Genomic DNA, 26,460 nt, shown 5'->3' on the forward strand with positions numbered 1-26,460 from the left:
CAGCGTCCTTAAATTTTTACCAAATTATACCATATTTTTAAATTTATTTTTTTGATAAGTATAATCAAAATAAGAAAAAATTTAGCAAGCATATATTATAATAACAATTATCAAAAAAGTATCAAGGAAAAACCCATGTCAGTATTAGTAATAGGCGCAGATGAGATCACTCCGATCAAGGCGGTTTTAAAAAATTTAGGTGCAAGCAATATCGAACATTGGGATGCTAGAAATGAAAATAGGGTAAATAGAAAACCAATCCCAAATGGCACCGAGTGTGTCGTCATGCTAACTAGTTTTTTGAATCACAACACAATGAAAAAGATAAAAGGCGAAGCCAAGAAGAGAAATATACCAATAGTTTGCGCTAAAAGAAGCGTGAGCTGCGTATTTTGCGAATACTGCAAGGTTTTTGGCTTAAATAAAGAATTTGGATGCGATAGACTTGATTGTGATAAATAATCGTGAGCTTTGTTTGTAATGAAGAAGTAGATATATTTGATGATATTTATTCAAATTTAAATACTAAAAAGAAAATAGATATATTTTTGTCTTTACATAATGCTTGCGTAGAGGACAGTCTAAAAATTTCACGCAAATACATAAAATATTCTAGCAATATGGGTGAAATTTTTACAAATGCGACCTTTGATTTGCTAAAAGTAAAGCCGTTAAAAAATCTAAAATGCGTTAATTTTTGTTTGGTTTCTAATGCTATAATCCACGCGTTTTTACAAGGAAAAGAGCTGCCTAAATTTGCAAATGAGCCAACTATGGCTTTGGCTAAATTTATAAGAACTTTTTATAAAAGCGGTTATTTTGACTTTCAAATGATGTTTGAAGAATATGTCTTTGACAAGATAAAAAGACGACATCTCAATAAAGATGTTTATGTAAAAGATGGGGTTATAATTTTAAGTTCTGGTGGAATCCAGCTTTTAGGAGTTATACCTATTTTTAAGAAATTTGATAGTAATTATAAAAACAATTTGCTAAGCAAATTAAATTTTGCCATGCAAAAATATAAAAAATTTAGTTATTTGGATCTTTATGTTGTATTTCCACGACATGAGAAATTTACTAAATTTATAGAGATTAAAAATTATTTTGGGACAGAAGCTAGTTTGAAGCTTGTTCCGTATAAAATTTGCAATATAATCTATAATAAAGGAAAAATATGACAGGTATAGTTTTTGGTACTAGTATGGGAAATACTGAAGAAGCAGCAAATTTGATAGCTGCAAATTTAGGCATTGATGAAGTCTTAAATATCGCAGATGTCACTGCGGCTGAACTGAATAAATATGATAATCTTATCATAGGAACTTCTACTTGGGGAAGTGGCGATTTGCAAGATGATTGGGACGCTTTTGATTGGGACGGGTTAAATGTCCAGGGAAAAACTGTAGCGTTGTTTGGTATGGGAGATAGCTCAAGCTATAGTGACACATACTGTGATGCTATGGGTATTATATACGAAAAACTATCGCAAAAGGGTGCAAATATCGTCGGTGCGATTTCAAGCGACGGCTATGAGTTTGATGAAAGTAAAGCGGTTAAAGACGGCAAATTTGTTGGTCTTGCGCTTGACGCTGATAATGATAGCGATAAAACTGAAGATCGGATAAAAACTTGGGTAGAGATGATAAGACCAAACTTCGCATAATTCTAAGCCGCCATTTAGCGGCTTAAACTTTTTATTTCAAATTTCTTGCTAAAATCACATTAATCATATCAATATTATAAAGGAAAATTATGCCACTACTTGATAGCTTTAAAGTCGATCATACGATTATGAATGCACCAGGAGTTAGGTTAGCAAAAACAATGACTACGCCAAAAGGCGACACTATAAGTGTTTTTGATTTGCGTTTTTGTAAGCCAAATATAGATATCTTGCCCGAGCGAGGAATCCACACACTAGAGCATCTTTTTGCTGGATTTATGAGAGATCATTTAAACTCAAAAGATGTAGAAATCATCGATATATCACCTATGGGCTGCAGGACTGGATTTTATATGAGCGTGATAGGAGAGCCTAGTTGGCAAGATGTTTCTAAAGCCTGGGAAGCGTCAATGAGGGATATCTTAAATGTCAAATCTCAAGATCAAATTCCAGAGCTAAATAAATTCCAATGCGGAAGTTATAAGCTGCACTCTCTTGATGAAGCTCACGAGATAGCAAAAAATATATTATCGCACAAAGTTGGCTATATAGATAATGAAGCGATAAAACTAGATATGAGTAAGATTTGTGATTTTTGTGCTAATAATTAGCAGATAGATACGAAATGAAAAGGTCGGAAAAGCTCCGACCTTAAATTAATTATTTTACAGTTGCAAGTTTGCGACGCATATAAGCGATTTTACTTTGTAGTGGTAAGTGTTTAGGACAGTTGTCTTCACAACCTAGTAAACTCATACAACCAAATATGCCATTATCATCACCAACAAGCTCATAGAAGTCTTCATCGCTTCTTTCATCTAGTGGATCAACTTTGAATCTAGCAACTCTGTTTAGACCAACTGCACCGATAAAGTCAGGTCTCATAAGCGCAGTTCCGCAGCTTGCTACACAGATACCACACTCAATACAACGATCAAGCTCGAAAGTCTCTTGAGCTGCTTCTGGATCAACTTTTTCTTCAAGTTTGCTGATGTCAGTATCTTTGCTAGTATGTATCCAGCTCTCTACTCTTTTGCTCATGTCATTCATCCAGTTACCAGTATCAACACTAAGGTCTTTTAGTAACTTAAATGCAGGCAATGGCATAAGCTCGATAACTCCACTTGGATAGTCTTTTGTAAGGGTTCTACAAGCAAGTTGTGGGCGACCATTTACTACCATACCACAGCTTCCGCAGATTCCTGCACGACATACAAAGTCAAAGCTTAGACCTGGGTCAAATTTTTCTCTAATTTGATTTAGCGCGATGAAAAGCGTCATTCCATCTGTCTCTTCTAGCTCATACTCCGCAAAGTGAGGTTTGCTTACTTTGCTTAGTGGATTGTACTTAAATGCTCTAATTTTAATCTTCCTACTCATAGCCGATTCCTGCTCTTTCATTTAATGCTTTGTATTTTGCTTGAAGTTCATAATGCATAAGCGCATCTTGAATTTCGTGTCTGTTTTTACCTTCAGCTTCTAGTTTTGCTCTTAGAGCGTCAACTTCTTCTTGGCGTTTTGCTGATAGTGGATTTTCTATGATATTACCTTTTGCGCCATATCCTCTAAATGCCGGTGGCATTTCCATTCTCATGATATCAAGATCTTCATACTCAACTGTTGGCATAGTATCGCCATCTTTCCAGCTTGTAAGAGTTCTTTTGCACCAGTTAAGGTCATCACGTTTTGGATAATCTTCTCTATAGTGAGCACCACGGCTCTCAGTTCTAAGAAGTGCACCATAAGCAACACAAAGTGCAAGTTTAAGCATCATAGGTACACGATAAGCCTCTTCAAGCTCTGGGTTACCAAATAGCTCTTTGTTGCTTAGTTTTACGTTTGTACTCTCTTTATAAAGCTCTTCAAGCTCTTTAACAGCTTTTGCTAGACCATCGCCAGTTCTGAAGATAGCAACGTGTTCCCACATTATATCTTTCATCTTGTTTTTGATCTCAAATACATTGTATTTTCCATCTTTATTTAGAAGCTCTTGTAAATAATCTTGAGTTTTATTTATAAATTTCTCTAAAGTTTGAGTTTGGATATCTACTTCATTATTTGTACAATAATCAGCAAAATAATCTCCAACGATCATACCACTAACTACAGTTTCAGCAACGCTGTTTCCGCCAAGTCTGTTAAATCCGTGCATATCCCAGCAAGCTGCTTCACCACAACTAAATAGACCTTTTAGTGTTTGGCTCTCACCAGTTGGTTTTACACGAATTCCACCCATTGAATAGTGTTGCATAGGTAAAATTGGCGCCCAACCTTTTGGACCCTCATCAGCTGGATCTATACCGTTGAAAATTTGGCAGATCTCTTGAACGTCACGTAGGTTTTTTTCTATGTGTTCGCGTCCTAGTATGCTAATATCAAGCCAAACGTGTTCGCCATAAGGGCTTTTTACGCCTTTACCATTTCTTATGTGCTCCATGATACGACGACTTACAACGTCACGGCTAGCTAGCTCTTTTTTCTCTGGTTCATAATCAGGCATAAAGCGGTATCCATCAACATCACGAAGTAATCCGCCATCACCTCTACATCCTTCAGTTAGAAGAATACCAGATGGAACGATCGGAGTTGGGTGGAATTGAACTGCTTCCATATTTCCAAGTTTTGCAATACCAGTCTCAAGAGCTATAGCAGCACCAACACCTTCACAGATAACTGCGTTTGTAGTGTGTTTGTAAATTCTACCATAACCACCAGTTGCTATAAGTGTTCCTTTTGCAACATAAGCAGTAAGCTCGCCAGTGACAAGATCACGAACTATAGCACCATAACATCTATTGTTTTCATGGATAAGAGCGATAGCTTCTTTTCTGTCATGAACTTCAACATTGTGTTTTAATGCTTCATTTGCAACACCAAAAAGCATTGTGTGACCAGTAGCATCAGCTGTGAAGCAAGTTCTCCATTTTTTTGTACCACCAAAGTCACGGCTATGGATTAGTCCATCGACTTCTTCTTTTTCTTCAATTGTTGTTTTTTGTGCGTTTATGATAGCGCTTCTTTTGCCTTTTGTTATACGAGTCCAAGGAACGCCCCATGCTGCTAGTTCGCGTATAGCTTTAGGTGCAGTTTGAGCGAACATTCTAGCTACGTCTTGATCGCAGCCCCAGTCGCTACCTTTTACAGTATCTGCAAAGTGAACGTCTTCATTGTCACCTTCGCTCATTTTTGAGTTACCAAGACTTGCTTGCATACCACCTTGTGCGGCAGCAGAGTGACTTCTTTTAACTGGACAAAGGCTTAAAACTACAGTGCTAAGACCTTTTTCGCCAGCTGCAACAGCAGCTCTAAGACCAGCAAGGCCTCCGCCTATTACTAATGCGTCATAATATTTTACATTCATGCTTTTACTCCATTGCTGTGAATTTGGATAACTTCAGAAGTTTTCCAAGTATCAGTTGTATAGTTATGGTATCCTATTTTTAAGAAAGCAGCCATGCTTAATAGGCCAAGAACTATAAAGAATGCACTTAAAACCCATTTAAGTTTTTTAAGTTTTTTACGAGATTCTTTTGCATTGTTTCCTTCAAACCAGCCCCATTTAACGCATAGTCTGTATAAGCCTATACCTCCGTGAAGTTCAACAGCAAAAAGTAGCACTAGATAAAACAACCACATAAAATGACTAAACATTCTTTGTGCACTAAGGTCAGCTGTGATTTTGTCTGATTGAGTGATGATAATGATCAAGTGAGCAGATGCTAAAAAGAACATTATAAAACCAGTACAGGCTTGAACCCACCAAAGAGTTGTATCTTCGTGTTTCATACGCTCTGTATGAGCACGATAAACTTGCCATTGTCTAAAGTTGATAGGCATTTTTCTCATACCAAGTGCAGCATGTATAAAAAATACAACAAGTACAGCAGCAGCAATAGCGCTTGTAATGTAGCTCATAAATGGAGAATCAGAAATAAATCTGAGCTCTAAAACGTGAACAACCCAGTTAAATACGCCTTCGCCTAATAATATGGTTGACACAAAAAGCATGTGCGCCCACATAAAAAGCCCAAGGAATAATCCCGTTCCACTTTGGATAAGGTCGAGTTTGGCAGGTATACGGCTTTTTTTGCCATTAACGTCTTTGCCAAGGAAACCTTCGATTTGCTTACTCATAAGCTCCCCTTTTCTTAAAAAAATATCGAACAAAATTATATAGCAATAAAACTTGAAGTTTGATTAAAACTGTATTTAATTTTAATAATAAAGATTACGTATATATCGCTATTTTATATTAAATTTAGATAGTGCTTTCTTACTCATAACCATTTAAAGTTTGATAAAGAATTATAAGTAAGAACTATGAAAGTAATTTATTAAAATAAATTTTTGGATCAAATTTTGGATCTAAAATTTAAACGTTTTTTTTCTTAAATTTATATATAAGACAAGACCGAAAATAAACATCGCCAAAGATAAAATTTGCCCCATACTCATACCAAAAGCTACAAATCCTATTCCAAAATCTGGCTCTCTATAAAACTCACAAATAAATCTAGCAATAGTATAAAGCATCGCGTAAAGCGCTATAAGCTCGCCGTCAAATTTCTTAAATTTTCTATAAAAATATAAAATTACAAAGAGAACAAGACCTTCTAAAATCGCCTCATATAGCTGACTTGGGTGTCTTAGCTGACCAGCTACCATGATTCCCCAAGGCTCAGTTGTGACTCTGCCAAATAGCTCTTGATTCAAAAAGTTTCCAACCCTACCAAAAAAATATCCAAGCGGAATGCTAAGAGCCACAAGATCTAGCAAACTCCATAAATTTTGCTTATATTTTTTGCAAAATAGCAAAGTAGCGATGACAAATCCAACCACAGCTCCATGATAGCTCATACCACGAATCCCTACAAACTCGCCATTTGCAAATGGATTAAAAATCTGCCAAGGGTTAAGCAAATAGTAACTTGTATTTGGATCATAAATGAGCATATATCCAAGTCTAGCTCCTAGTATCACGCCGATTTCTACCCAAAAAAAGTAGTTATCAAGCAAGGAATTTGATATGTTAAATTTATCTTTTTTCGCAAAGTATTTTGCCAAAACAAGCGCGACCACAAGAGCCAAAACATACATCAAACCATACCAATGCACCTTTAATCCAAATAGCTCAAACGCCACTGGATCCATTGTTTGGTAGATTGTGTTCCAGCTATTTAGATTATTCAATCTCTATCCTTAGTCCAAGTGAGGATTTGATAACTTTAGCATAATCTATCATAAACTCGCCCATAGCTTTATAGTATGATGTTTTTGCATTGTATCTTATAAATTTAGCAAACAAAACCATGCTAGGGATTAAGTATTCGCTTAAATAAAGCCCCAAAAGTGCGTGAGATTTGTCGTTTGTATCGTTTTTGAAAATGACGCTAAGAAGTGCTAGCATATTTGAAATATGACAGGCTTTTAGCTCGCCAAAAGGCTTTTTGAAATTTATGCTTTTATAAAAATCTTCGACTTTAGCCTCATTTATTTTTTTGAAAAATTTAAGGTCGCAAGCTCCTTTAAAAGCGTTTAAATCATCTGCTAAAGCCTCGGCATTTATATCTTGCAAGGCTTTTTCTAGCAGTAAAGAGCCTTTTTTATTTTCCTCATTTTCAGTCTTTATAAGCCAGTTTGCACTCAGCTTTGAGAGTTTTTCTTGATCTAAAGAAGCTCTGAAGTTGTTAGAAAAAACTAATGCTATGATAGAATAAGCTTCACTTACTTTCATTTTTTACCTTTTTATTTTTTGAAATTATACTAAATATAGCTTAAATCTCGCCACCGCTTTTGATGGCATCTACGCCGTATTTTAAGCGGATTTTTGTCAGTGCGTTGTCGATGGTTTTGTTTTTGTTTGGTAGATTATCAAAAAGAGATTTGCTCTCTTTGGTGTCTAGTCCACCAACTGCGACGCTAAGATAGGTTATAGCAAAATCACTAAATTTATCATGGGTAAAAAACAGCTCTTTTATGGTTTTTTCAAGCAGTTTTTGTGTGAAAATCTCGTGCAAAGTCACGCTTGCGCTTATGCTTTGCCTATCTTTGTAGCGGATTTTTAGCTCAAATTTACTTGGATTTAGTCCTAAAGTATATACATCAAAACTCACATATCTACAAAGCACTAAAAGGCGTTTTTCTATGATAGATCTATCATAAATCGGAGCAAATGTCCTAGCCATGGCAAGCGATTTTCTTTGCCTTTGCTTCTCGATTTTATCACTATCTAAAGCACAAATCCGCTCATACAAAGTAATGCCATTTTTGCCAAGTTTATCAAAGACACTTTTAGCATTCAAAACATCTTTTATATGCGTGATTCCGCGACTATTTAGAAATTTGCTAGCACTTTTTCCCACGCCTGGAAACTTGCTAATCTCAAACTCACTGATTTCATCAGGTGAGCTAATAAGCCTTATGCCGTTTGGTTTGGCTAAATTTGTAGCAAATTTGGCGATAAATTTGGTCTTGCTAAGTCCTATACTACAAGGAAGTCCAAGCTCATTTTGTATTTTTTCTTTTAAAAATTTAGCAAATTCCAAAGGATTTGAATCAAATTTAGTCCCCGCTAAATCCACAAAATATTCATCTATACTGTATTTTTCTATCTCGTTTGTGAAGTTTAAAAGTAGGGTAAAAAGCTTGTTTGACAGCTCGCTATATAGTTCAAAATCAGTTGGAAGTATGATGATTTCGGGACAGATTTTTTTAGCTAAGTTTGAATGAGTAGTGCAGACTATTCCTTGCGCTCTAGCTTCGTAGCTTGCACTTACTATCACACCACTTTCTATAAAATCCCCAAATATATCAGTTTTATTTCCGCCAGCTACTGCTACAACTTTGCCATTTAAGCTTGGGTCTTTAACTCTAGCTGCTGAGACAAAAAAGCAGTCCAAATCAATATGCAAAAACATTTAAAACTTCAAAAGCCTAAGTTTGAGTGAGTTTAAAACCACGCTAAGCGAGCTAATACTCATAGCAAATGCTGCGTACATTGGAGTGAGAACCAAGCCAAAAACCGGATACAAAACTCCAGCTGCGACAGGAATGCAGATGATGTTGTAAATAAAAGCCCAAGCCAAATTTTCCTTAATAGTCTGCATAGTTTTTGAGGCTAAATTTATAGCGTTTGCTACTGAGCTTAAATCGTTTTTGATAAGAACAATATCGCCTATATCTTTAGCTATATCGCTGCCTGAACTCATAGCGATGCTTATATCTGCTGCTTTTAGAGCTAAGGCGTCGTTTATGCCATCTCCTACGAAAATGACCTTCTTGTGTTCGCTTTTTAGCTCATTTATGGCTTTATATTTATCGCTTGGTAAGACTCCAGCTATGACTTTTTCTATGCCTAAACTTTGAGCCACCAAATTTGCTGTTTTTTGGTTGTCTCCTGTGAGCATAACTGGAGTGATTCCTAGCTCTTTTAAGGCTTCTATTGTTTGTTTTGCGTCTTCTTTTATAGTGTCGCTTATGGCGATATATCCGCTAAATTTAGAGTTCAAAGCTACATAAATCATACCAAATCCACGCTCTAAAGCCTCGTTTATCTCGTCACTCATCTGGATTTTTATGCCTTTTAATTTTAGAAGAGCTTCATTTCCTACTAAAATTTGAGATGAGTTCGCGCTAATCCCCATTCCAGGTATGTTTTCAAACTCAAATTTAATATCTTTATCTATCAAATTTGGAGCGTAATCCACAATGGCTTTTGAGATTGGATGTTCGCTCAGTTTTTCTAAATTTACTATTAGTTTGAGATCTTGGGTGTTTAAATTTGTTTTTGCGACTGAGATTTCGCCCTTTGTCAGAGTGCCTGTTTTGTCAAAGACAGCGCAATTTGCAAGGTGGATTATCTCCATTATTTCTGGATTTTTGATGAGAATTGCGTTTTTGGCGCTCCAGCTAATACCTGATATTATGGCAATTGGCGTCGCTAATCCAAGAGCGCAAGGGCAAGAGATGATAAGAACGCTTATAGCACTTAGCAGACCTCTAGTCAAATCCCCAAAAAATCCCCAAACCAAAAAGGTTATAATGGCTATCAAAATGACAGAGGGAACAAAGATATTTGCAACCTTGTCAGCCAGCCTAGAAATAGGCATTTTTTGGCTGCTTGCGTTTGCTAAAAGCTCTAAGATTTGCGCTAGAAGCGTGTCGTTTGGCTCTTTTGTGACCTTGATATTTATGTAGCCATTTGTGTTAAGAGTGCCAGCGTGGACGAGATCGCCGGCGCTTTTAAACACTGGCAAACTCTCACCACTAAGAGCCGAAGTGTCTATCTCAGCCCCACCACTTACGATAACCCCGTCGCAAGGCACGTTGTAGCCATTTTTGACAACGACAATATCATTTATTTTTAGCTCACTTGCTAGGACTGATAGCGATTGACCGTCAGGCTTTAGGACTAGAGCGGTTTTGGGGCTTAGATCCATGAGTGATTTTATGTAATTTCCAGCTTTTAGCTTTGATCTTTCTTCTAAAAATTTACCCAAAAGCACGAATGTGATAATCATCGCTGAGCCACTAAAATATAGATATTTCATATTTTCAGGGATTAAATTTGGTGCTAAAAAAGTAGCTAGTGAGTATCCATAAGCCATAAATGTGCCCAGACTTATTAGCACGTTCATATCGAAATTTAAGCTTTTTACGGACGAAATGGCGTGAGTGTAAAAGCTAAGCCCACAATAAAATATAACGATACTAGCAAGCCCCAAAAGCCCTAAAGACTTGGCAAAACTAGCCTCGCCACTCATCTCAAAAATCATAATAAGTGAGCTTAAAACGGCTGAAATTATAAATTTATTTCTTAAATTTGCTAGATTTTTTTGTTTTGAGATTTGCAATTCATCGTAGTTTTGAGCTACACCAAAGCCTAGTTTTTTTATCTTGTTTTTGATAAGAGACAAATCGGCATTTTGATCTAGCTCAAAAACAGCACTAGAATCAGCGAAGCTTACTTTTGAACTCACAACTCCATTTAGTTTTTTGACTGATTTTTCTATGGAATTTGCACAATTCACACAGGTCATTCCGGTGATGTTAAATTTGACTTTGTTAATCAAAATAACTCCTATTTAATCTCTTTTATCACGCTAAAACCAAGCTCATCAAGCTCCTTTTTAAACTCTTCTACTTGGCTATCATTTAGCTCCAAACTTACTATTTTTGGCTCAGCGTTAAGATCTACATTGATATGGCCAAAATCATCTTCTAGCGAGTTTTTGATGATGTTTGCGCAGTTCATACAATGCACGTTATTTACTTCAAATTTTTTCATTTTAAATCCTTTATCATATATGTATATTCGTGGTTTGCGATGCATTTTTTGCCGACGGCAGCAAATCCAAGACTTTCGTAATATTTTTTGGTTTTTTCTTTTTTGGTGTCTACTATCAAAGAGACTTTGTCTAAGCCTAAATTTAGAGCCTTTTGAAAGCAAGCTTCAATGAGTTTGGTTGCGATGCCACGTTTTTGGTAGTTTGGATCTGTGGCTAGTGAGTCGATATAAAGCTCTTTTGCACTGCATTCTGGCTGGATTTTAGGCTCTTTGCCAAGCAAGATTAGCCTTCTTATAAATGGCTCATCAAGCTTATGACTAATGCTTCCATCATACGAGCAAATAGCCCCAACTACTTTTGAGTCAAGTCTATAAACCAAGATATTTTCATAGCTAAGCCTATTGCCTTTTTGGGCGAAAAACTCTTGTAAAATTTGGTTGGATTGTTCTAAATTTGAGGTTCCACTTAGGCTAAAGGCAATATCTTCCATAGCTAAATTTAAAAGCTCAATTACGCTTTTTGCGTCTTGTTTGGTGGCTATGCTTATCATCTGTTTTCCTTATTTTGTAATTATAATTTTTTTGATTAAATTTATCATTAATATATAAAAAATTGTTTTTGATATGGATAAAAGCTTTGTTTGGGTAGAATTTCGCAATTTTTTAAAAGGTTGTGCTTTGAATAAATTTAATAAATATGATTTAAGATGGATGATGTCGCTTTTTGGAACTGCTGTTGGAGCTGGGATTTTGTTTTTGCCTATAAAAGCTGGAGTGGCTGGGATTTGGCCGGTTTTGGTTATGGTGATTTTAGCCTTTCCTATGACATTTTTAAGCCACAGAGCCTTAGCTAGATTTTGTAATGGAAGCCAGAAAAACTCACAAAGCGATATAACTGAAATTTCTAGTGAATATTTTGGTTTTAAATGGGGATATATCATAACATTTTTATACTTTTTTGCCTTTTTTCCAGCTTGTATAATGTATGGCGTGGGGATCACAAATACAATAATCAGCTTTATGCAAAATCAGCTTGGATTTATCGATGTGGGAAGATTTTGGGTCTGTTTTTCTATTATTAGTTTGATGATGTTTGTGATGATTTTCCATGAAGATATAGTGATAAAGGTCTGCGAATGGCTGGTGTATCCGCTTTGTTTGATTTTGCTTGTGTTTTCTTTGTATCTTATACCGCACTGGGATTTTAGCGCTTTTAGCGTGGTGCCTAGCTTAAGCGAGTTTGCATGGACTATTTTGTTTGCGTTGCCAGTTTTGGCATTTGCTTTTGAGCATACTCCGGCTATTTCGACATTTTCTAGTAGTATCCAAAGAAAATATGGCAAGCAAAACGCAGATTTCAAATGCAACCAAATTTTATTTTACAATGCTGGATTATTGCTATTTTTTGTGATGTTTTTTGTCTTTTCTTGTGTAATGTGCCTAAATGAAAGCGACTTTAAAGAAGCAGCTAGCCAAAATATTCCTATAGTCAGCTATTTTGCAAATAAACTAAATGAGCCAGTCATCAACTACGCTGGTCCAGTGATCGCTATTTTGGCTATTGCGACAAGCTTTTTTGGCCATTATTTTGGTGCTAGAGAGGGTATAAATGGACTAGTGCATAAAACTTGCACCAAACTTAGCACAAAAGGGCCAAATAAAAAGAAGATTTCTATCTGGACTGGAGTGAGTTTTTATATAGTTATGCTTGTTTTATCTTATCTTAATCCTAGTATTTTGGGTATTATTGACACTCTTGCAGGGCCAGTTATTGCGGCGGTTTTGTTTTTGCTGCCTATGGTTGGAATTTACAAGGTAAAATCATTGCAAAAATACCAAAGTAAATTTGCCGATATCTTTGTTTTTGTATTTGGTTTGGTTACGATTTTGACTGTTTTATTTAAGATGATTTAAAAATTTAATCTATTTTTTGATATAATAATGGACTTAAAAAATTAATTAAGGATACTAATGGGACGAGCATTTGAATATAGACGCGCTTCAAAAGAGGCTCGTTGGGATAAGATGAGTAAGCTTTTTCCAAAATTAGGAAAAGCAATAACAGTAGCCGCAAAAGAGGGTGGCACGGATCCTGAAATGAATCCAAAACTCCGCACTGCCATAGCTACAGCAAAAGCTCAAAATATGCCAAAAGACAATATTGATGCAGCTATAAAAAGAGCAAATGGCAAAGATAGCAGCGATATCAAGACTATTTTTTATGACGGCAAGGCAGCTCACGGGGTGCAAATAGTAGTAGAAACTGCTACTGATAATCCTACAAGAACAGTTGCAAATGTCAAAGCTATATTTAGCAAAAACGGTGGCGAAATGCTGCCAAGTGGAAGCTTAAATTTCATGTTTAGCAGAAAAGCAGTTTTTGAAGTAGCAAAACCAAATAGAGATATCGAAGAGCTTGAGCTTGAGCTAATCGATGCTGGATTAAGCGACCTTGAAGAAGGCGATGACAGCCTTGTGATTTATGGAGATTATACTAGCTTTGGTACGCTCAATGAGGGAATCGAACAAGCTGGACTTGAGATAAAAAAAGGTAGCTTGCAATTTATCCCAAACTCAACTGTAAGCCTAGACGAAGCAGCTTTGGGCGAGCTTGAGAGACTTCTTGATAAGCTTGAAGATGATGACGATGTCCAAGCAGTTTATACAAATATCGAATAAGGAAAAATATGAGAAATGATGAATTAAAAGTATATGATATAGATCAAAATGAGCTTGCAAAACTTAAATTTGCTGTGATCAAAACAGATAAAGGCGATATGGTAGCTAAGCTTTTTGGAGATGACACTCCTCAGGCTGTTATGAACTTTGCAACACTTGCAAAAGATGGCTTTTATGATGGCTTAAATTTCCACAGAGTTATACCAAATTTCGTAATCCAAGGCGGATGTCCATTTGGTACTGGTACAGGCGGTCCTGGCTGGAGAATCAAATGCGAATGCGTAGGTCAAAAGCACAGGCACCTAAGAGGAAGCCTATCTATGGCTCACGCTGGACGTGACACTGGTGGAAGTCAGTTTTTTGTCTGTCATAGCCCACAACCACACTTAGACGGCGTTCATACTGTTTTTGGTGAGCTTGTTGATGATGAGAGCAAAAAAGTTTTAGACGCTATCAGACAAGGTGATAAAATTCAAACAATTGAAATAAAAGAAAATTTGTAATAGAAATATTTCATTTTATTATATAAAACATTTGCCAGTGTTACTAAACTCTACACTGGCAATTTATTATTTAAATAGAGTTTAAATACGATTATAGTGCAATCTCAATACTTAAACACACTGCAAAACTCCATTTTCTTAAACTTTTTTGTATATATTGCATTAAATTTATGTTATCATTTTTCTTCAAACTTTATAAGGAGAAATCTTGACTACTATGGTAAAAAAAGAACGATCACTTTTTTTTAGAACTATCACAAATCTTGCTTTTTGGGTTGTTCTAGGTATAGTCTTAGGTATCATTGTTGGTTTTGCATGGCCAGATCTTGGTGTGGCATCTAAACCAGGAATTGATTGGTTTATCAAAATTTTAAAATGGATGATCGGTCCTATCATATTTTTGACGATAGTATCTGGTATCATAGGTCTAGAGAGCTTAAAAGAAGTTGGTAGTATAGGCTTTAAAGGTTTTGTGTATTTTGAGGTTGTTAGTACGCTCGCACTTGCTGTTGGTATTGGTGCTGCGATGTTTTTCCAACCTGGTACTGGCATGAATCTTGATGTAAATGCTCTTGATCCTGCAAGTGTGGCAAAATATATCAAAGATCCTAAAGAAGTAGGCTCAACTCTAGCGATACTAAAAAGTGCGATCCCAAGCGATCCTATAACTCCATTTATCAAAGCAAACACATTGCAAGTTTTATTCATGGCGCTTGTCACTGCTGTAGTTTTGTCATTTTTGCCAAACAACTACAAAAAAGCTTGTATGAAACCACTAGAGTTTACTCAACACTATGTTCTTAAAATTTTGGCTTGGTTCATGTGGTTTAGCCCTATTGCTGCTTATTCTGCAATGGCGTATTTGATAGGTAAATTTGGTTTATCATCTTTGCTTGGCATGATTCAACTTTTACTAGTTATGGCGATAGCTTGTTTGATATTTATATTTGTGGTTCTTGGTATTATTTGCTACGCTGCAAAGATAAATATATTCAAATTTATGCGTTTTATCGCAAAAGAAGTTTTGGTCGTGTTCGCGACAAGCTCAAGCGAAACTGCTCTTGGGCCGCTAATGAAAAAGCTAGAAGCTGCTGGTATCTCAAGGGGTTGCGTTGGACTTATCATTCCAACAGGATATTCGTTTAACCTAGATTGTACAAATATCTACCTTTCAATGAGCGTTATTTTCTTAGCACAAGCTTTTAATATCGATCTTAGCTTTACGCATTTGCTTAGTATTTTGATCATCTTGATGATAACATCAAAAGGAGCCGTTGGTGTGACTGGTTCTGGATTTATCGTACTAGCTGGAACGCTTGGAGCATTGCATGATGTAATCCCTGTCGTGACTGTCGCGGTGCTGCTTGGCGTGGATAAATTTATGAGTGAGATGAGAGCTGTGGGTAACCTTTGTGGTAACTCAGTTGCTTGTTTGATCGTAGCTATCTGGGACAAAAAGATAGATATGGAAAAATTCCGCTACGCACTAGATCATCCAGATGAGTTCAGCTTCCATGCATAAAAGTGTTTGAGCCTTTTGGCTCAAACTAATTCTATTTTCTTTCTTGATAATTTTACGATATTATTTTTCTCAAATCCCTTTAAAATCCTGCTTATGACCTCTCTTGAAGTTCCGATTATCTCTGCTATTTCTTCATGGGATAGATTTATAACGTTTGTTTTTTGTGATCTAAGAAAGCTAAGAAGTCTAGTATCAAGCCCCAAAAATCTTATATCTTCTATCAAAGACGCCATGTGCTCTATGCGTTTTGCGTATTGGTCAAATACATAAGCTTGAAATGCCTTATCTTCTATAAACATTTTTGCTATTATGCTTGCTGGTATCTTATATCCTTCAAGGTCGGTTTCGGCTATGGCTGTTCCTACTGCTGGGACTGCGTTGAAAGTGCTTGTGAAATTTACATTGCATTGCTCACCTTTACAAAAATAGTATAGCAAAATGCTTTGACCGCTCTCGTGCATCCTGACTACTCTGACTCTTCCGTCTGTCAAAAATATCAAATTTGGGCATTCATCGCCTTGTCTGTATAGCTCAGTGCCAGCTTCTATTTTAACAAATTTAGCGTTTTCATCTAAAATCCGTTGATTGTCTCCAGATAACAATGAATAAAATTTAAAGCTTTTCATTTTCGCTCCTTTGATAAATGATACAAGAAAATCCTAAATTTACAGTCTATAAAATTATACTTAAAAATTATTCTTAATTTTGTGACCAAAGTTACATACATAAAAATTTATTTTTTATACAATTTTTATACTTCATCATTAAAGGAGATCAGGTGCTAAATACAAGAAGAAACTTTTTAAAAGGTGCAATGCTTGGTGCTGGCGCAGCTGTAAGCTTGGACGCTACTGAGCTTTTAAGCCCAGTTCAAAAGGTCGCTCACGCTAGTAACTTTGGGCCATTTTACGCTCTTACGCAAGATGGCAAGATCATAGATATCCTCCCTCATCCAATGGACAAACGCCCAACTGCAATGACAAAAATGTGGCTAGATAGAGTTTATTCTCCTACAAGGATCAAATATCCTTGCGTTAGAAAGTCTTATTTGGAGGGCAAAACTGGTCATGAAAAACTAAGAGGCAAAGAGGAGTTCGTACGTGTCAGCTGGGATGAGGCGCTAAAACTTGTAGCAAACAAGATCAAAGAGACCCCAAAAGAAAATATCTATAACGCTACATATATCGGCTGGAGTCATCCAGGAGGGATTCACTCATGTCCGTCGCTTTGTGGTAGGTTTTTTAACATAGCAAAACGTGGAGCTATCGGCACTGCTGGAGAATACAGCAACGGCGCAGCAGGAGCTGTGAATGTAGATATCATAGGGGACGTTGAAAAATACTCACTCCAAACAACCCACGAGCAAATTTTGCAAAACACCAAGACTTATGTTTTATGGGGAACTGATCTATTTAAATGCAATAAGATAGACACGAAAGTCCCGAGTCGCGAAAACGATCTTTATTACCCAAAATATGCAAAAAGTGGTATAAATTTTATCTCCATAGATCCAATCTACACAGAAACTGCTCAAATGCTAAATGCAAGATGGATCAAAATCCGTCCAAACACCGATATAGCATTAATGCTTGGTATGATGCACCACCTTTATACTAGTGGCAAATACGATAAAGAGTTTATCGCAAAATACACAGATGGATTTGATACATTCTTGCCTTATTTGCTCGGTAAAACAGATAAAATCCCAAAAACTCCAAAATGGGCAAGCAAAATCACAACAATAGATGAAAAAACAATAAAAGAATTAGCTGAACTTTTTGTCAAAGATAGAACGTTTTTAGCTGGTAACTGGGCGCTTCAAAGAGCCCAACACGGCGAAATGGCTGATTGGTGTTTGATAGTGCTAGCTAGTATGATAGGGCAGATTGGACTTGCTGGAGGTGGGGTTGGATTTTCTATGCATTTTGGCGGCGGCGGACAAGCTAGAGCCATAGTAGGCACTCCAGCTGGCATAAGCCAAGGAAGAAACAGAGTAGAAGACCGCATACCAGCCTCAAGAATTAGCGATGCTATCTTAAATCCGGGCAAAAAATACACTTACAAAGGTAAAGAAAGAGTCTATCCGACTGTAAAAGTAGCTTACGTCGCAGGATGTAGTATAGTAGGACACCACCCAGACACAAACAACATCATAAAAGCACTTCGCACGCTTGATACTTTTGTAGTTCAAGAGCCGTGGTGGACGCCAACGGCTAAGATGGCAGACATCGTGTTTCCAGCTTGCACCACTTTAGAGAGAAATGACATCGCAATGGGTGGAGTTCATGGCAAAAACGGAGTTTATGCGATGAAAAAAGCCATAGAGCCACTATATGAGTCAAAGAGCGATTTGGAGATATTTTCACTTCTTGCAAAAGAATTTGGTCAAAAAGTTTATGATAAATTCACAGATGAAAAACCAAATGAAATGGATAAGATAAAATACGAATACGATATCTCGCCAACAGCGCAGCTTATGAGCTTTGAAGAGTTTTGGCAGAGAGGATATATAGAGCTTCCAAGAGATGAAAAATCATATAAATTTGTCCGTCACGCTAAATTTAGAAGTGATCCAGTAGCAAACAAGCTAGCTACTATAAGTGGAAAGATCCAAATTACAGTTCCTAAATTTGCCGAGCTAAAATACAAGGATTTCACAGGCTATCCGACATGGATAGAGCCAGATGAGTGGCTTGGAGATAAAAATCGCAAGTACCCACTCCATTTGCTTAGCCCACATCCAAACTACAGAGTGCATTCTCAAGGAGACAACACCTATCTAAGGGCATTTTATAAGATAAATGATAGAGAGCCAGTCATGATAAATCCAAATGACGCTAAAAAATATGGCATAAGTCATGGCGACGTGGTAGAGATCTATAATGACAGAGGTAGAGTCCTAGCTGGAGCTTATGTGAGCGAAAATATAATAGAAGGCGTTATGGCACTGCAAGAAGGAGCATGGTACTGCCCTGAAAACACAATCGATGAAAATCCAAGATGTGTGAGCGGTCATATAAACGTGCTTACGAGCAATCGCCCAACTTCAAGCATGGCTCAAGCAACGAGTGTAAATACAAATTTAGTCGGTATCAAAAAAGCCACAGGCGTGATACCACCAAACATGGCTTACAATCCACCAAAAATAATAGAGGCATAATATGAAAAAAATAATTTTATCTTTAAGCATGGCAGCAAGTATGTTTGCTAGCACAAATCTTTTTGTTACAAGCGACCAAAACACACTCAAAATAGACGGCGCTGAGGTGTACTTTGGTAGTCCAGCAACGCTGATAAAAGATAGAAAAGCAAGCAAAATAGTTAAATTTGAAGGCTTCATAGACGCGGCTCATCCTGATATTTTGTTCGCTACCAAAAATTACAAGCTTCCACTAGTAAGAAGCAAAAATATAGTCAAAAACGGCGAGAAAGGCAGTATCGAGCTAGAGCTTTCAAGCTCAAATTTAACAAACGATCAAGCGATGGCTTGGGAAGATAGTGGCGATATATTTTACGATAAATGCACCAAATGTCACGGCACGCACGCTCCAAAGGAGTTTGATATGCTTAGCTGGGAGGGATTATATGGCAGTATGAAAGATAGAGCCCAACCAACAGATAATCAAGAAATGCAAATCCTAAGATACCTTTACGCTCATTCAAATGACGGGATTTTAGACGAAAAGTGATTTTTAGACCTTTGTTACACCCAAATTTAGAAACGTTTTATAGCGTTTCTAAATAATTAATCCAAAAATATAATTACTTAAATAAATATAATTTTGCACTAAAAATAGTGTAATTTATTTGTAATATGTCTTTAAGTTTTTTATAATTAATATGTTAGAATTTGGTAAATAAGTTATCTTACAATTCTAACAAAGGAATTAATTTGAAAGTTTCTGGTTTGTATCATAAAATTTTTCTTCGCATAGAAGAGTTCAAAGTTTATATTTTTATATTTGCATTTACGGCTATTTTTCTGGCTGTAACTTTTGTAAATTTAAATCAAGTAAAAGTAGAAGTCACTCAAGTCGGCGAAAATTACAGAAAAAACCTCACTAGCATACTTTCAAACTACATGAACGAGTGGATAATTTCACGCTCAAAAGTTATAGATACATACTCAGTTTTGATCTCAAATATCACTTCAGATGCAAATCACTCTAACGATGAGCTATTAAAAATGATAAAAGAGATGGCAGATAAGACAAATTTGTTTGATGTCATACAAATTTATTTTGAAAATGATAAATTTCTTATAAGCAATAATGTAGAAATCACAGATAAAGATGAGCTAGAAAGCATAAAAAATCTTGAGTGGTATAAAACAACCAAAAATAGCCCACACCCGACAGTAACCGTAGTAGAAAAACACAAAGCCCTAAACAAAAAAACGATAAATATATGCTCGACTATTACTGAAAACGGTAAATTTGATGGCATTATTTGTGGCGTCATCGGCGCAGATAATGTCCTTACAAGAATAGGAAATATCGATATAAATATAGTAAGAGATCTGTTTTTGATAGATAAAAACAACGATATAATCGCTTCTATTGATAATAGTGATGAGCTTCCTAAAATCCTAAAAAACATCGACACTAATTTTATAAATTTAGAAATAAATAAAAACAACATAACAGTAAGCATCGCAAAAACAAATACAAAAGAGTGGGCAGTAGGAACTGCTATAGATGAGTCAAATTTGATATCTCAAAGCCTAGACGCTGTTGCTAAAACCATAGCAAGGGTGATGACATTGTTTGTGGTGCTTGTGATATTTGCAAATGCCTTGCATACGTATTTGTATAGAAAAATAAAAAGAAAAAAAGATGATTATGAGCTTATCTTGACTCACAAGCTAAAGATGATAGAAACAGCCGAACTCATAGGCGTCATAAGTCATCAATTAGTCCAGCCTATAAACTCAACAAAACTTGTTCTAAGCTCAATCTTGCAACTAAAAAATGAAGATAAAATATCAAAAGAAGATGAGATAGAATATATCAATCTTTGTTTAAAATCTATGGAGCACTTAAACGACACAGTTCAAAACTTTAAAAACTTTTATAAATTTGATCCACTTCATAGCAAATTTAGCGTCCTTGGGGCTATACAAAGCTTGATAAGTATCTTGCACGTGACATTTGCAAATGATAATGTGAGTGTAAAAATCAAAGATTTTGAGGATTTTGAGATCGTGAGTAGCAGAAATTTGTTTTTGCAAGTTTTGCTTGTGTTGCTTCAAAACTCAAAAGAAGCCATAGTCTTAGAACACGCAAAATACGCACAAAGACAAGTGATAATAGAAATTACAAAAGATAATGAATTTGCCTATATTAGAGTTTGTGATTATGGTGGTGGTATAAAAGAACAGATCGCAAACAAGATATTTTCTACTCTAAAAACCAGCCAAAAAGAAGAAGGAAGCGGAATAGGGCTATATTTTGCCAAAAAAATAGCCATAGAAAAGCTACATGGAGATTTGATTTTGAAAAATTTAAAAAACCCAACTATATTTGAGTTAAGGATAAAAATATGAGAATGCAAAGTTTAAACAACATAAATATCTTAGTTGTCGAAGATGACGAGATAACAAGAGCTGCTCTAAAGCTTGGTCTAAAAAGAAGCTGCAATGTCTATCATGAAGCATCAAACGGGCTTGAGGGATTAGAAAAGTTCAAAAAATACAAGATAGATATCATCATCACAGATATTCATATGCCAGGACTAAACGGCCTTGATATGATAGATGAGATCAAAAAGCTAAAACCTACCCAAAACTTCATAGTTATGACTTCTTATGATACTGATGAGAACTTTTTTCGCTCAATCAAACAAGGTGCAACTCAGTTTATCAGAAAACCAATCAGCATAGAAGATGTGCAAAATGCGATATTTATCGTACTTTCTAAAATAGGTGATAAGACCATAAAGCTATCTGAAAATATCAGCGTAAATTTAGACAGAGAAAATATCTTTGTAGATGATAGGCAGGTGTTTTTGACAAATTTAGAGAATAAACTTTTATGGCTATTTTGCTACAACATCGATAGAGTCGTGACCTATGAGATGATAGAAGAGTATGCTTATAGCTCATCTGAAGTCAGAAAAAGCTCGATTCACACAGCGATTTTGCGTCTTAAAAAACACCTTGATAGTATCAATATCGAAAATATTTCTGGCAAGGGATACTCTCTAAGAAGCTATGAATAATCAAATTTATTTGGTAAAATGGCGTTAAATTTAATAAAAGGTCGGCTATGAAACATATTCAGTCTTTGCAAGATGAAAGAGCGATTTGGCTTTTTATGAGCGTTATTATGGGCGGGCTTGTTGTGCTGGCTCATAGCTTTTTCCAAAATTATTTGTATATGCCACCTTGCGAACAGTGCGTTTATATCAGATTTTCTATGAGTGTAATGGCAATTGGCGGGCTAATCGCAGCCATAAATCCCAAAAAAGTTATATTAAAATTAGCTGGGTATATCTTTGGATTTTATGGAGCTATAACTGGCATAATGTACTGTCTAAGGCTAAATGCGGTTCATATAGCAGTTCACGCGGGCAATCCTTTTGGCGTCAAAGGCTGCTCGAGCTTCCCGACATTTCCTTTTAATTTGCCATTAGATAGCTGGTTGCCAGGTCTTTTTAAACCAACTGGAGATTGTGGATTTGACAATCCTCTTGTCCCTGATGGCGTTAGCTTATCAAGCATTCAAGCTTGGTTTGTGGATTTGTACGCTAATGGCTGGTATTTACTGCCAAGCTTGGAGTTTATGAATATGGCAATAGCTTGTTTGATAGTTTACGCAATTGCTATTATTTTGCTTGGTGTTATGTTTTTTTCTTGGATAATTAGACTAAAAAAGTAATTGATAAATTTCATTCTTTTTAAATTTAAATATGATAAAATCTCTCAGTTTAAAATAAGGAAAATATAGTGAGTGAGTTTTTAAATGAGGTTTGGGGGATAGGCAAGTTATACATTGATTTTAAGTTTAAAAGAGCCACAAATCCACAAATCGCAGCAATAATCCTAAGCGTAAATCCAGATAATTATGATAGATATATAAGTTTAAATAGTTTTAAAAGCATATTTAAAAGCTTAGAACTTGATGTCAATGAATACAGCGTCCAGCTTATGCAAGTTGGAGTTTTGAACGCAGTTATAGCTCTTGAAATCAGGCTTAGCTCTATCCTTGAAGCATTAAACGAGCTAGCCAAAAATGAAATAATTAGATATCAAAATTATGAGTTTTTGACTAAATTTTTAAATTCGCTTGAGCTAAAAGAGGCTCAGTTTGACGCTAGTGAGCTTACATTTCATAAAAATATAAACACTCTAAATGAAATTTACTCAGAGCTCATCAGTCTTGGCGGACTAAAAACAAGGCTGGATTTAGCTTATGAAAATGCAAACAATTCAAAGTTTTTCATCGCAGTAACTGGAGTTATCAACGCTGGTAAATCAAGCACCTTAAACGCCTTGATGAATCAAAAAATCTTAGGTGCGTCAAACATTCCAGAAACGGCAAATTTAAGCGTTTTGACCTACTCAAAAGAGCCTTTTGCTAAGGTGGATTTTTGGGACAAGGAAGCTCAAATCAGTATGAATCTAGAGCCAAAAGATCTGACAAGCAAAACAGTTGCAATAAATGAGCTAAAAAACTACACAACAGCTGCAAATGATATAAGTAAATTTGTAAAAGAGGTCACACTTGGCATCGATCTTGAAATACTTAAAGATGGCATAAATATCGTAGATACTCCAGGACTTGATGACGCAGTTGTTTTAAGAGAAGAGCTGACAAAATCATATATGCAAACAAGCGATTTCATACTTCATCTAATGAATGCAAGCCAAAGTGCAACCAAAAAAGATATGAGTTTCATCTGCAACACCCTTAAAAATGGCAAAAGTGGTGGGCTTATCGTGGTTTTAACTCACGTCGATAAGCTTAGCAAAGATGATCTAGCTGAGGTTTTGGCCTATACTAGATCAAGCGTGCAAACTGAGCTAAAGGAGTACGGCTTTGATGAGAGCTTGGGCGAAGATGTGGAGTATTTTTGCGTGAGTGCGACGCAAAATATCGGCATAAATGAGCTGAAAAATTATCTATATGACAAGTTTTTTGGTGCCAATTCGCCAAAGGCAAATTTAATCATTGACAACTACAAAAAAGAGCTTTTAAACGTAACTCAAATCATAAAAGATAGTGCATTTGACGAGCTTAGCGTGCTAAATGGCGACGCAAAAAGCTCAAGCCTTAAGCTTGATAGCCTAAATTTAGAAATCACAAAACTAAATGAAAATCTTGAAGAGATAAACATTGAACTTGCAAATTTACTCAAAAAACTTGATTATAGTGATACAAATGAGTTTAGCTCCCTTAAAAACATCGCTTCACGCATAAAAGATAGGATAATTAGCGATGTCAAATACGCAAAAAGCAAGAAGCAAAAGGTGGATTTTGATAGGCTTGGAGTGATTTGCGAGAGTGGATTTAACGATATGTTTGTGGATTTTTTCAGAGATTTTAAACATAGGGTTAGCAAAGACATTGATAGCGCTTATGAAAGGCTAAAACTCAAGCTAAATGCGAGTGGGGATTTTGCCATTTTAGACATCAAAGAGTATCTTGAGGCAAATATGCCAGCCATAACTTATACAAATTTGAAAGAAAATATTTTTGAGCTTATCGGGTCGAATTTGGATTTTGAGCTACTTGCTGGTAAATTAAATGCCAAATTTGATGAGTTTATCGCCTCTTTAGAGCTTTCAAAAAGCCTAAATGCCCTAGCTATCGCTTGTAGCAGCGAGTTTATTGATATGATTAAGGCAAATTTAAAAGCCCAAAAAGAAGCGTTATTTGCAAAAGAGCAAGAGATCAAAAAATCTTCCCAGCTACTAGAAAGTAGGGGCAAAGAGTTAGAGGATCAAAAGGCAAATTTGGAAGAAAAAATAGAGCGTTTGGATAAAATTTATAGTAGGATTAGCGCGTGTTAAAAGAGTTTATAAAAGAGTATAAAAGCAGTTTTGATATAAGTTTTGATGATGGATTTAAGGGCGAATTTGATAAATTTTATAGACTTGTCACAGAGCCAAAATTTCACCCAAGTGCGAATTTATTCGAGAGATTGAATTTTTTAAATTCATTAAATTATGAGCCTCCTATCATCGCTGTGGTCGGGCAGTTTAGCAGTGGAAAATCAAGCTTTTTAAATGCTTTGCTTGGCTTAAATTTGCTTCCTACTGGCGTCGTGCCAGTCACAGCTAAGCCAACATACATAAAATACGCTCCAAATTTGATGTTAAAAGCCCTTTACAACGACGGCAGAGAGGAGTATCACGCAATAGAAGAGCTTGGTGCTTTTGTCGATCAAAGAATGAGCCTAAAAGACGTTAAATGCCTCTATATCTACGCTCCAAACGAGCTTTTAAAACAAGTTAGTTTCATCGATACTCCTGGGCTAAACTCAAGAAGTGACGCCGATACGAATGAGACAAAACGTATTTTGAATAGGGCTGGAGCGCTCATTTGGATAAGTCTAATTGATAATGCAGCGCGCGCTAGTGAGTTAGCTGAGCTAAAGCTCATCCCAAAATCCCTAAAGCAAAATGCAATCTGCCTTTTAAACCAAAAAGATAAGCTAAATAGCCAAGAGATCGCAAATGTACTAGCTCATGCTAAGCTTACTTATGATGAGTATTTTGATGATGTTTTTGCCGTGTCATCAAAAATACAAATCGCTGGAGATAAAAATAGCGGCTTTGATAGTGTCTTTAGCTTCATCACTAAGCTTACAAAAACCAAGCAAGATTTTATCAAAAACGAATGCGAAATCATCTTAAACTCATCAATAGAGCAAAACGATAAATTTATCAGCATTTTGTGTGAGCTTGGTGGGATTTTTGATAAATTTGGAGTGGATTTTGAGACTAAATTTAACCAGCTAAAAAAGGACTACGAAACTAAATTTAAACTACTTTTTGAAGAGATAAAACAAAATGCCAAACTCATCGCCACTGAGATAAATAGTGGTCTAGTGGTGCAAAATAGTGCTTATTACAAGCCCAAAAAACAGATGTTTGGCAAGGATAGTTTTGAAAAAGTCGAATATGAAAAAGTGGTTTTAAAAAGTGATGATGTACTATCTCGCCTGATTTATAATGATGAAAAAATGGCTAAAAGTTTTAAAAAGCTTAGGCGTGAGCTTGGGGCTTTTGAAGAGAGTATAAAAAATGATTTGAACGCTAGTTTTGAAGAGTTAAAAGATAGAGTTCTTGGCTTTAAGGCAAAATACGAAAGCTTAAGAAAAAGCAACGAACTGCTCTCAGACGCTTTGTTTGCTGATATTCGTAAATTCAGCAGCGAGGTTTATGCTCTGTTTTTAAATGAGTTTGAAAGGACTTTGTTCGCCAAATCCGCCTTGCTTGGGCTATTTTTTGAAAAAATATCTATCAAAATCGCTACAAATTACCAAAATGCAATCAAGCTAAGCGTGAGCTTCATAGAAGAAAAAATCAATAAAGCTGCAAGCGATTATGAGAGCGATCCTTTGGCGTTTGGGCTGTATTATCCGCGTATTGAAGAGATAAATGAGCGAGTTTTGACAATGCTAAGCTACTATGAATTTGAAAATGATTTTGTGGGACAGCGACCATTTATTATTAAATTTATTGAAGCGTTGCAAGGTGATTTTTTGGCTATAAAAGATAAAAATTTGGCTTATGTTAACGCTTTGAAAAGTAAATACGAACAAAACAAGCTAGAGTTAAGAAAAGAAAATTAAAGCA

General features: G+C 36.0%; 25 protein-coding genes. 15 read left to right on the forward strand and 10 right to left on the reverse strand.

The features are described 5' to 3' along the window. Positions 1–135 precede the first annotated feature (135 nt). From CIG1485E_RS02590 to luxS, 4 genes are all read left to right on the forward strand, one after another. Positions 136–462 carry a DUF2325 domain-containing protein gene (locus tag CIG1485E_RS02590; protein WP_038453400.1) on the forward strand — a complete coding sequence of 109 codons (327 nt, stop codon included), beginning with the start codon at positions 136–138 and terminating at the stop codon, positions 460–462. A gap of 2 nt (positions 463–464) precedes the next feature. After that, entirely contained in the window at positions 465–1,181 is a 717-nt protein-coding gene (locus tag CIG1485E_RS02595; protein WP_038453402.1) for a hypothetical protein, read from the forward strand. After that, positions 1,178–1,666 (forward strand): flavodoxin FldA, encoded by a 489-nt coding sequence (gene fldA / locus CIG1485E_RS02600; RefSeq protein WP_038453405.1) that lies wholly within the window; start codon positions 1,178–1,180, stop codon positions 1,664–1,666. Before CIG1485E_RS02595 ends, fldA begins: the two co-directional genes overlap by 4 nt. An 89-nt stretch (positions 1,667–1,755) precedes the next feature. Continuing rightward, positions 1,756–2,277 carry an S-ribosylhomocysteine lyase gene (gene luxS / locus CIG1485E_RS02605; protein WP_038453407.1) on the forward strand — a complete coding sequence of 174 codons (522 nt, stop codon included), beginning with the start codon at positions 1,756–1,758 and terminating at the stop codon, positions 2,275–2,277. A 49-nt stretch (positions 2,278–2,326) separates the two neighbouring features. Here the strand turns inward: luxS and CIG1485E_RS02610 are convergent, their stop codons facing one another. The 9 genes from CIG1485E_RS02610 to CIG1485E_RS02650 form a co-directional block, all read right to left on the reverse strand. Beyond that, positions 2,327–3,046 carry a fumarate reductase iron-sulfur subunit gene (locus tag CIG1485E_RS02610; protein ID WP_038453409.1) on the reverse strand — a complete coding sequence of 240 codons (720 nt, stop codon included), beginning with the start codon at positions 3,044–3,046 and terminating at the stop codon, positions 2,327–2,329. Beyond that, positions 3,039–5,027 (reverse strand): fumarate reductase flavoprotein subunit, encoded by a 1,989-nt coding sequence (locus CIG1485E_RS02615; protein WP_038453411.1) that lies wholly within the window; start codon positions 5,025–5,027, stop codon positions 3,039–3,041. The genes CIG1485E_RS02610 and CIG1485E_RS02615 overlap by 8 nt, the downstream gene beginning before the upstream one ends. Continuing rightward, a complete protein-coding gene (locus tag CIG1485E_RS02620) occupies positions 5,024–5,800 on the reverse strand; it encodes a fumarate reductase cytochrome b subunit (RefSeq protein ID WP_038453413.1) in 777 nt (258 codons plus the stop codon). The genes CIG1485E_RS02615 and CIG1485E_RS02620 overlap by 4 nt, the downstream gene beginning before the upstream one ends. Positions 5,801–6,031: 231 nt before the next feature. Continuing rightward, positions 6,032–6,856: a prolipoprotein diacylglyceryl transferase gene (gene lgt / locus CIG1485E_RS02625; RefSeq protein ID WP_081867125.1), complete on the reverse strand. Its 825-nt coding sequence runs from the start codon at positions 6,854–6,856 to the stop codon at positions 6,032–6,034. Beyond that, entirely contained in the window at positions 6,849–7,400 is a 552-nt protein-coding gene (locus CIG1485E_RS02630; protein WP_038453416.1) for a hypothetical protein, read from the reverse strand. The genes lgt and CIG1485E_RS02630 overlap by 8 nt, the downstream gene beginning before the upstream one ends. Before the next feature lie 40 nt (positions 7,401–7,440). Next, a complete protein-coding gene (locus CIG1485E_RS02635) occupies positions 7,441–8,583 on the reverse strand; it encodes a DNA polymerase Y family protein (protein WP_038453417.1) in 1,143 nt (380 codons plus the stop codon). Beyond that, entirely contained in the window at positions 8,584–10,737 is a 2,154-nt protein-coding gene (locus tag CIG1485E_RS02640) for a heavy metal translocating P-type ATPase (RefSeq protein WP_265182800.1), read from the reverse strand. Between the two features lie 8 nt (positions 10,738–10,745). Further along, a complete protein-coding gene (locus CIG1485E_RS02645; protein WP_038453420.1) occupies positions 10,746–10,952 on the reverse strand; it encodes a heavy-metal-associated domain-containing protein in 207 nt (68 codons plus the stop codon). Next, the gene (locus CIG1485E_RS02650) at positions 10,949–11,503 is read right to left on the reverse strand and encodes a GNAT family N-acetyltransferase (protein WP_038453422.1); all 555 of its coding nucleotides are present in this window, start codon (positions 11,501–11,503) and stop codon (positions 10,949–10,951) included. The genes CIG1485E_RS02645 and CIG1485E_RS02650 overlap by 4 nt, the downstream gene beginning before the upstream one ends. A 160-nt stretch (positions 11,504–11,663) precedes the next feature. Between CIG1485E_RS02650 and CIG1485E_RS02655 the strand changes: the two genes are divergently transcribed. From CIG1485E_RS02655 to CIG1485E_RS02670, 4 genes are all read left to right on the forward strand, one after another. Then, positions 11,664–12,866: an aromatic amino acid transport family protein gene (locus tag CIG1485E_RS02655; protein WP_051870979.1), complete on the forward strand. Its 1,203-nt coding sequence runs from the start codon at positions 11,664–11,666 to the stop codon at positions 12,864–12,866. 57 nt (positions 12,867–12,923) lie between these two features. Beyond that, positions 12,924–13,631: a YebC/PmpR family DNA-binding transcriptional regulator gene (locus CIG1485E_RS02660; RefSeq protein WP_038453426.1), complete on the forward strand. Its 708-nt coding sequence runs from the start codon at positions 12,924–12,926 to the stop codon at positions 13,629–13,631. Between the two features lie 8 nt (positions 13,632–13,639). Beyond that, complete coding sequence (locus tag CIG1485E_RS02665) at positions 13,640–14,134, forward strand: peptidylprolyl isomerase (RefSeq protein WP_038453428.1); 495 nt, start codon at positions 13,640–13,642, stop codon at positions 14,132–14,134. Between the two features lie 217 nt (positions 14,135–14,351). Next, on the forward strand, positions 14,352–15,656 hold the full coding sequence (locus tag CIG1485E_RS02670) for a cation:dicarboxylate symporter family transporter (protein ID WP_038455527.1): 1,305 nt from the start codon (positions 14,352–14,354) through the stop codon (positions 15,654–15,656). 20 nt (positions 15,657–15,676) lie between these two features. Here CIG1485E_RS02670 and CIG1485E_RS02675 read toward each other — a convergent pair whose 3' ends face one another. Then, positions 15,677–16,282 (reverse strand): Crp/Fnr family transcriptional regulator, encoded by a 606-nt coding sequence (locus CIG1485E_RS02675; RefSeq protein WP_038453430.1) that lies wholly within the window; start codon positions 16,280–16,282, stop codon positions 15,677–15,679. Positions 16,283–16,470: 188 nt separating this feature from the next. On the opposite strand from CIG1485E_RS02675, the gene CIG1485E_RS02680 reads away from it, so the two are divergent. From CIG1485E_RS02680 to CIG1485E_RS02710, 7 genes are all read left to right on the forward strand, one after another. Next, positions 16,471–18,816 carry a molybdopterin-dependent oxidoreductase gene (locus tag CIG1485E_RS02680; RefSeq protein ID WP_407637581.1) on the forward strand — a complete coding sequence of 782 codons (2,346 nt, stop codon included), beginning with the start codon at positions 16,471–16,473 and terminating at the stop codon, positions 18,814–18,816. A 1-nt stretch (position 18,817) separates the two neighbouring features. After that, entirely contained in the window at positions 18,818–19,345 is a 528-nt protein-coding gene (locus CIG1485E_RS02685) for a hypothetical protein (RefSeq protein WP_038453434.1), read from the forward strand. A gap of 203 nt (positions 19,346–19,548) precedes the next feature. After that, positions 19,549–21,201, forward strand: coding sequence for a sensor histidine kinase (locus tag CIG1485E_RS02690; RefSeq protein ID WP_051870903.1), 1,653 nt, complete (start codon positions 19,549–19,551; stop codon positions 21,199–21,201). Further along, entirely contained in the window at positions 21,198–21,875 is a 678-nt protein-coding gene (locus tag CIG1485E_RS02695; protein WP_038453437.1) for a response regulator transcription factor, read from the forward strand. Before CIG1485E_RS02690 ends, CIG1485E_RS02695 begins: the two co-directional genes overlap by 4 nt. Positions 21,876–21,922: 47 nt before the next feature. Further along, a complete protein-coding gene (gene dsbI, locus CIG1485E_RS02700) occupies positions 21,923–22,534 on the forward strand; it encodes a protein-disulfide oxidoreductase DsbI (RefSeq protein WP_038453439.1) in 612 nt (203 codons plus the stop codon). A 68-nt stretch (positions 22,535–22,602) separates the two neighbouring features. Next, on the forward strand, positions 22,603–24,669 hold the full coding sequence (locus tag CIG1485E_RS02705) for a dynamin family protein (RefSeq protein ID WP_038453440.1): 2,067 nt from the start codon (positions 22,603–22,605) through the stop codon (positions 24,667–24,669). Continuing rightward, positions 24,663–26,456: a dynamin family protein gene (locus CIG1485E_RS02710; RefSeq protein ID WP_038453442.1), complete on the forward strand. Its 1,794-nt coding sequence runs from the start codon at positions 24,663–24,665 to the stop codon at positions 26,454–26,456. The genes CIG1485E_RS02705 and CIG1485E_RS02710 overlap by 7 nt, the downstream gene beginning before the upstream one ends. The last annotated feature ends 4 nt before the right edge of the window (positions 26,457–26,460 follow it).

The organism is Campylobacter iguaniorum, from assembly GCF_000736415.1.
GTDB lineage: Bacteria > Campylobacterota > Campylobacteria > Campylobacterales > Campylobacteraceae > Campylobacter > Campylobacter iguaniorum.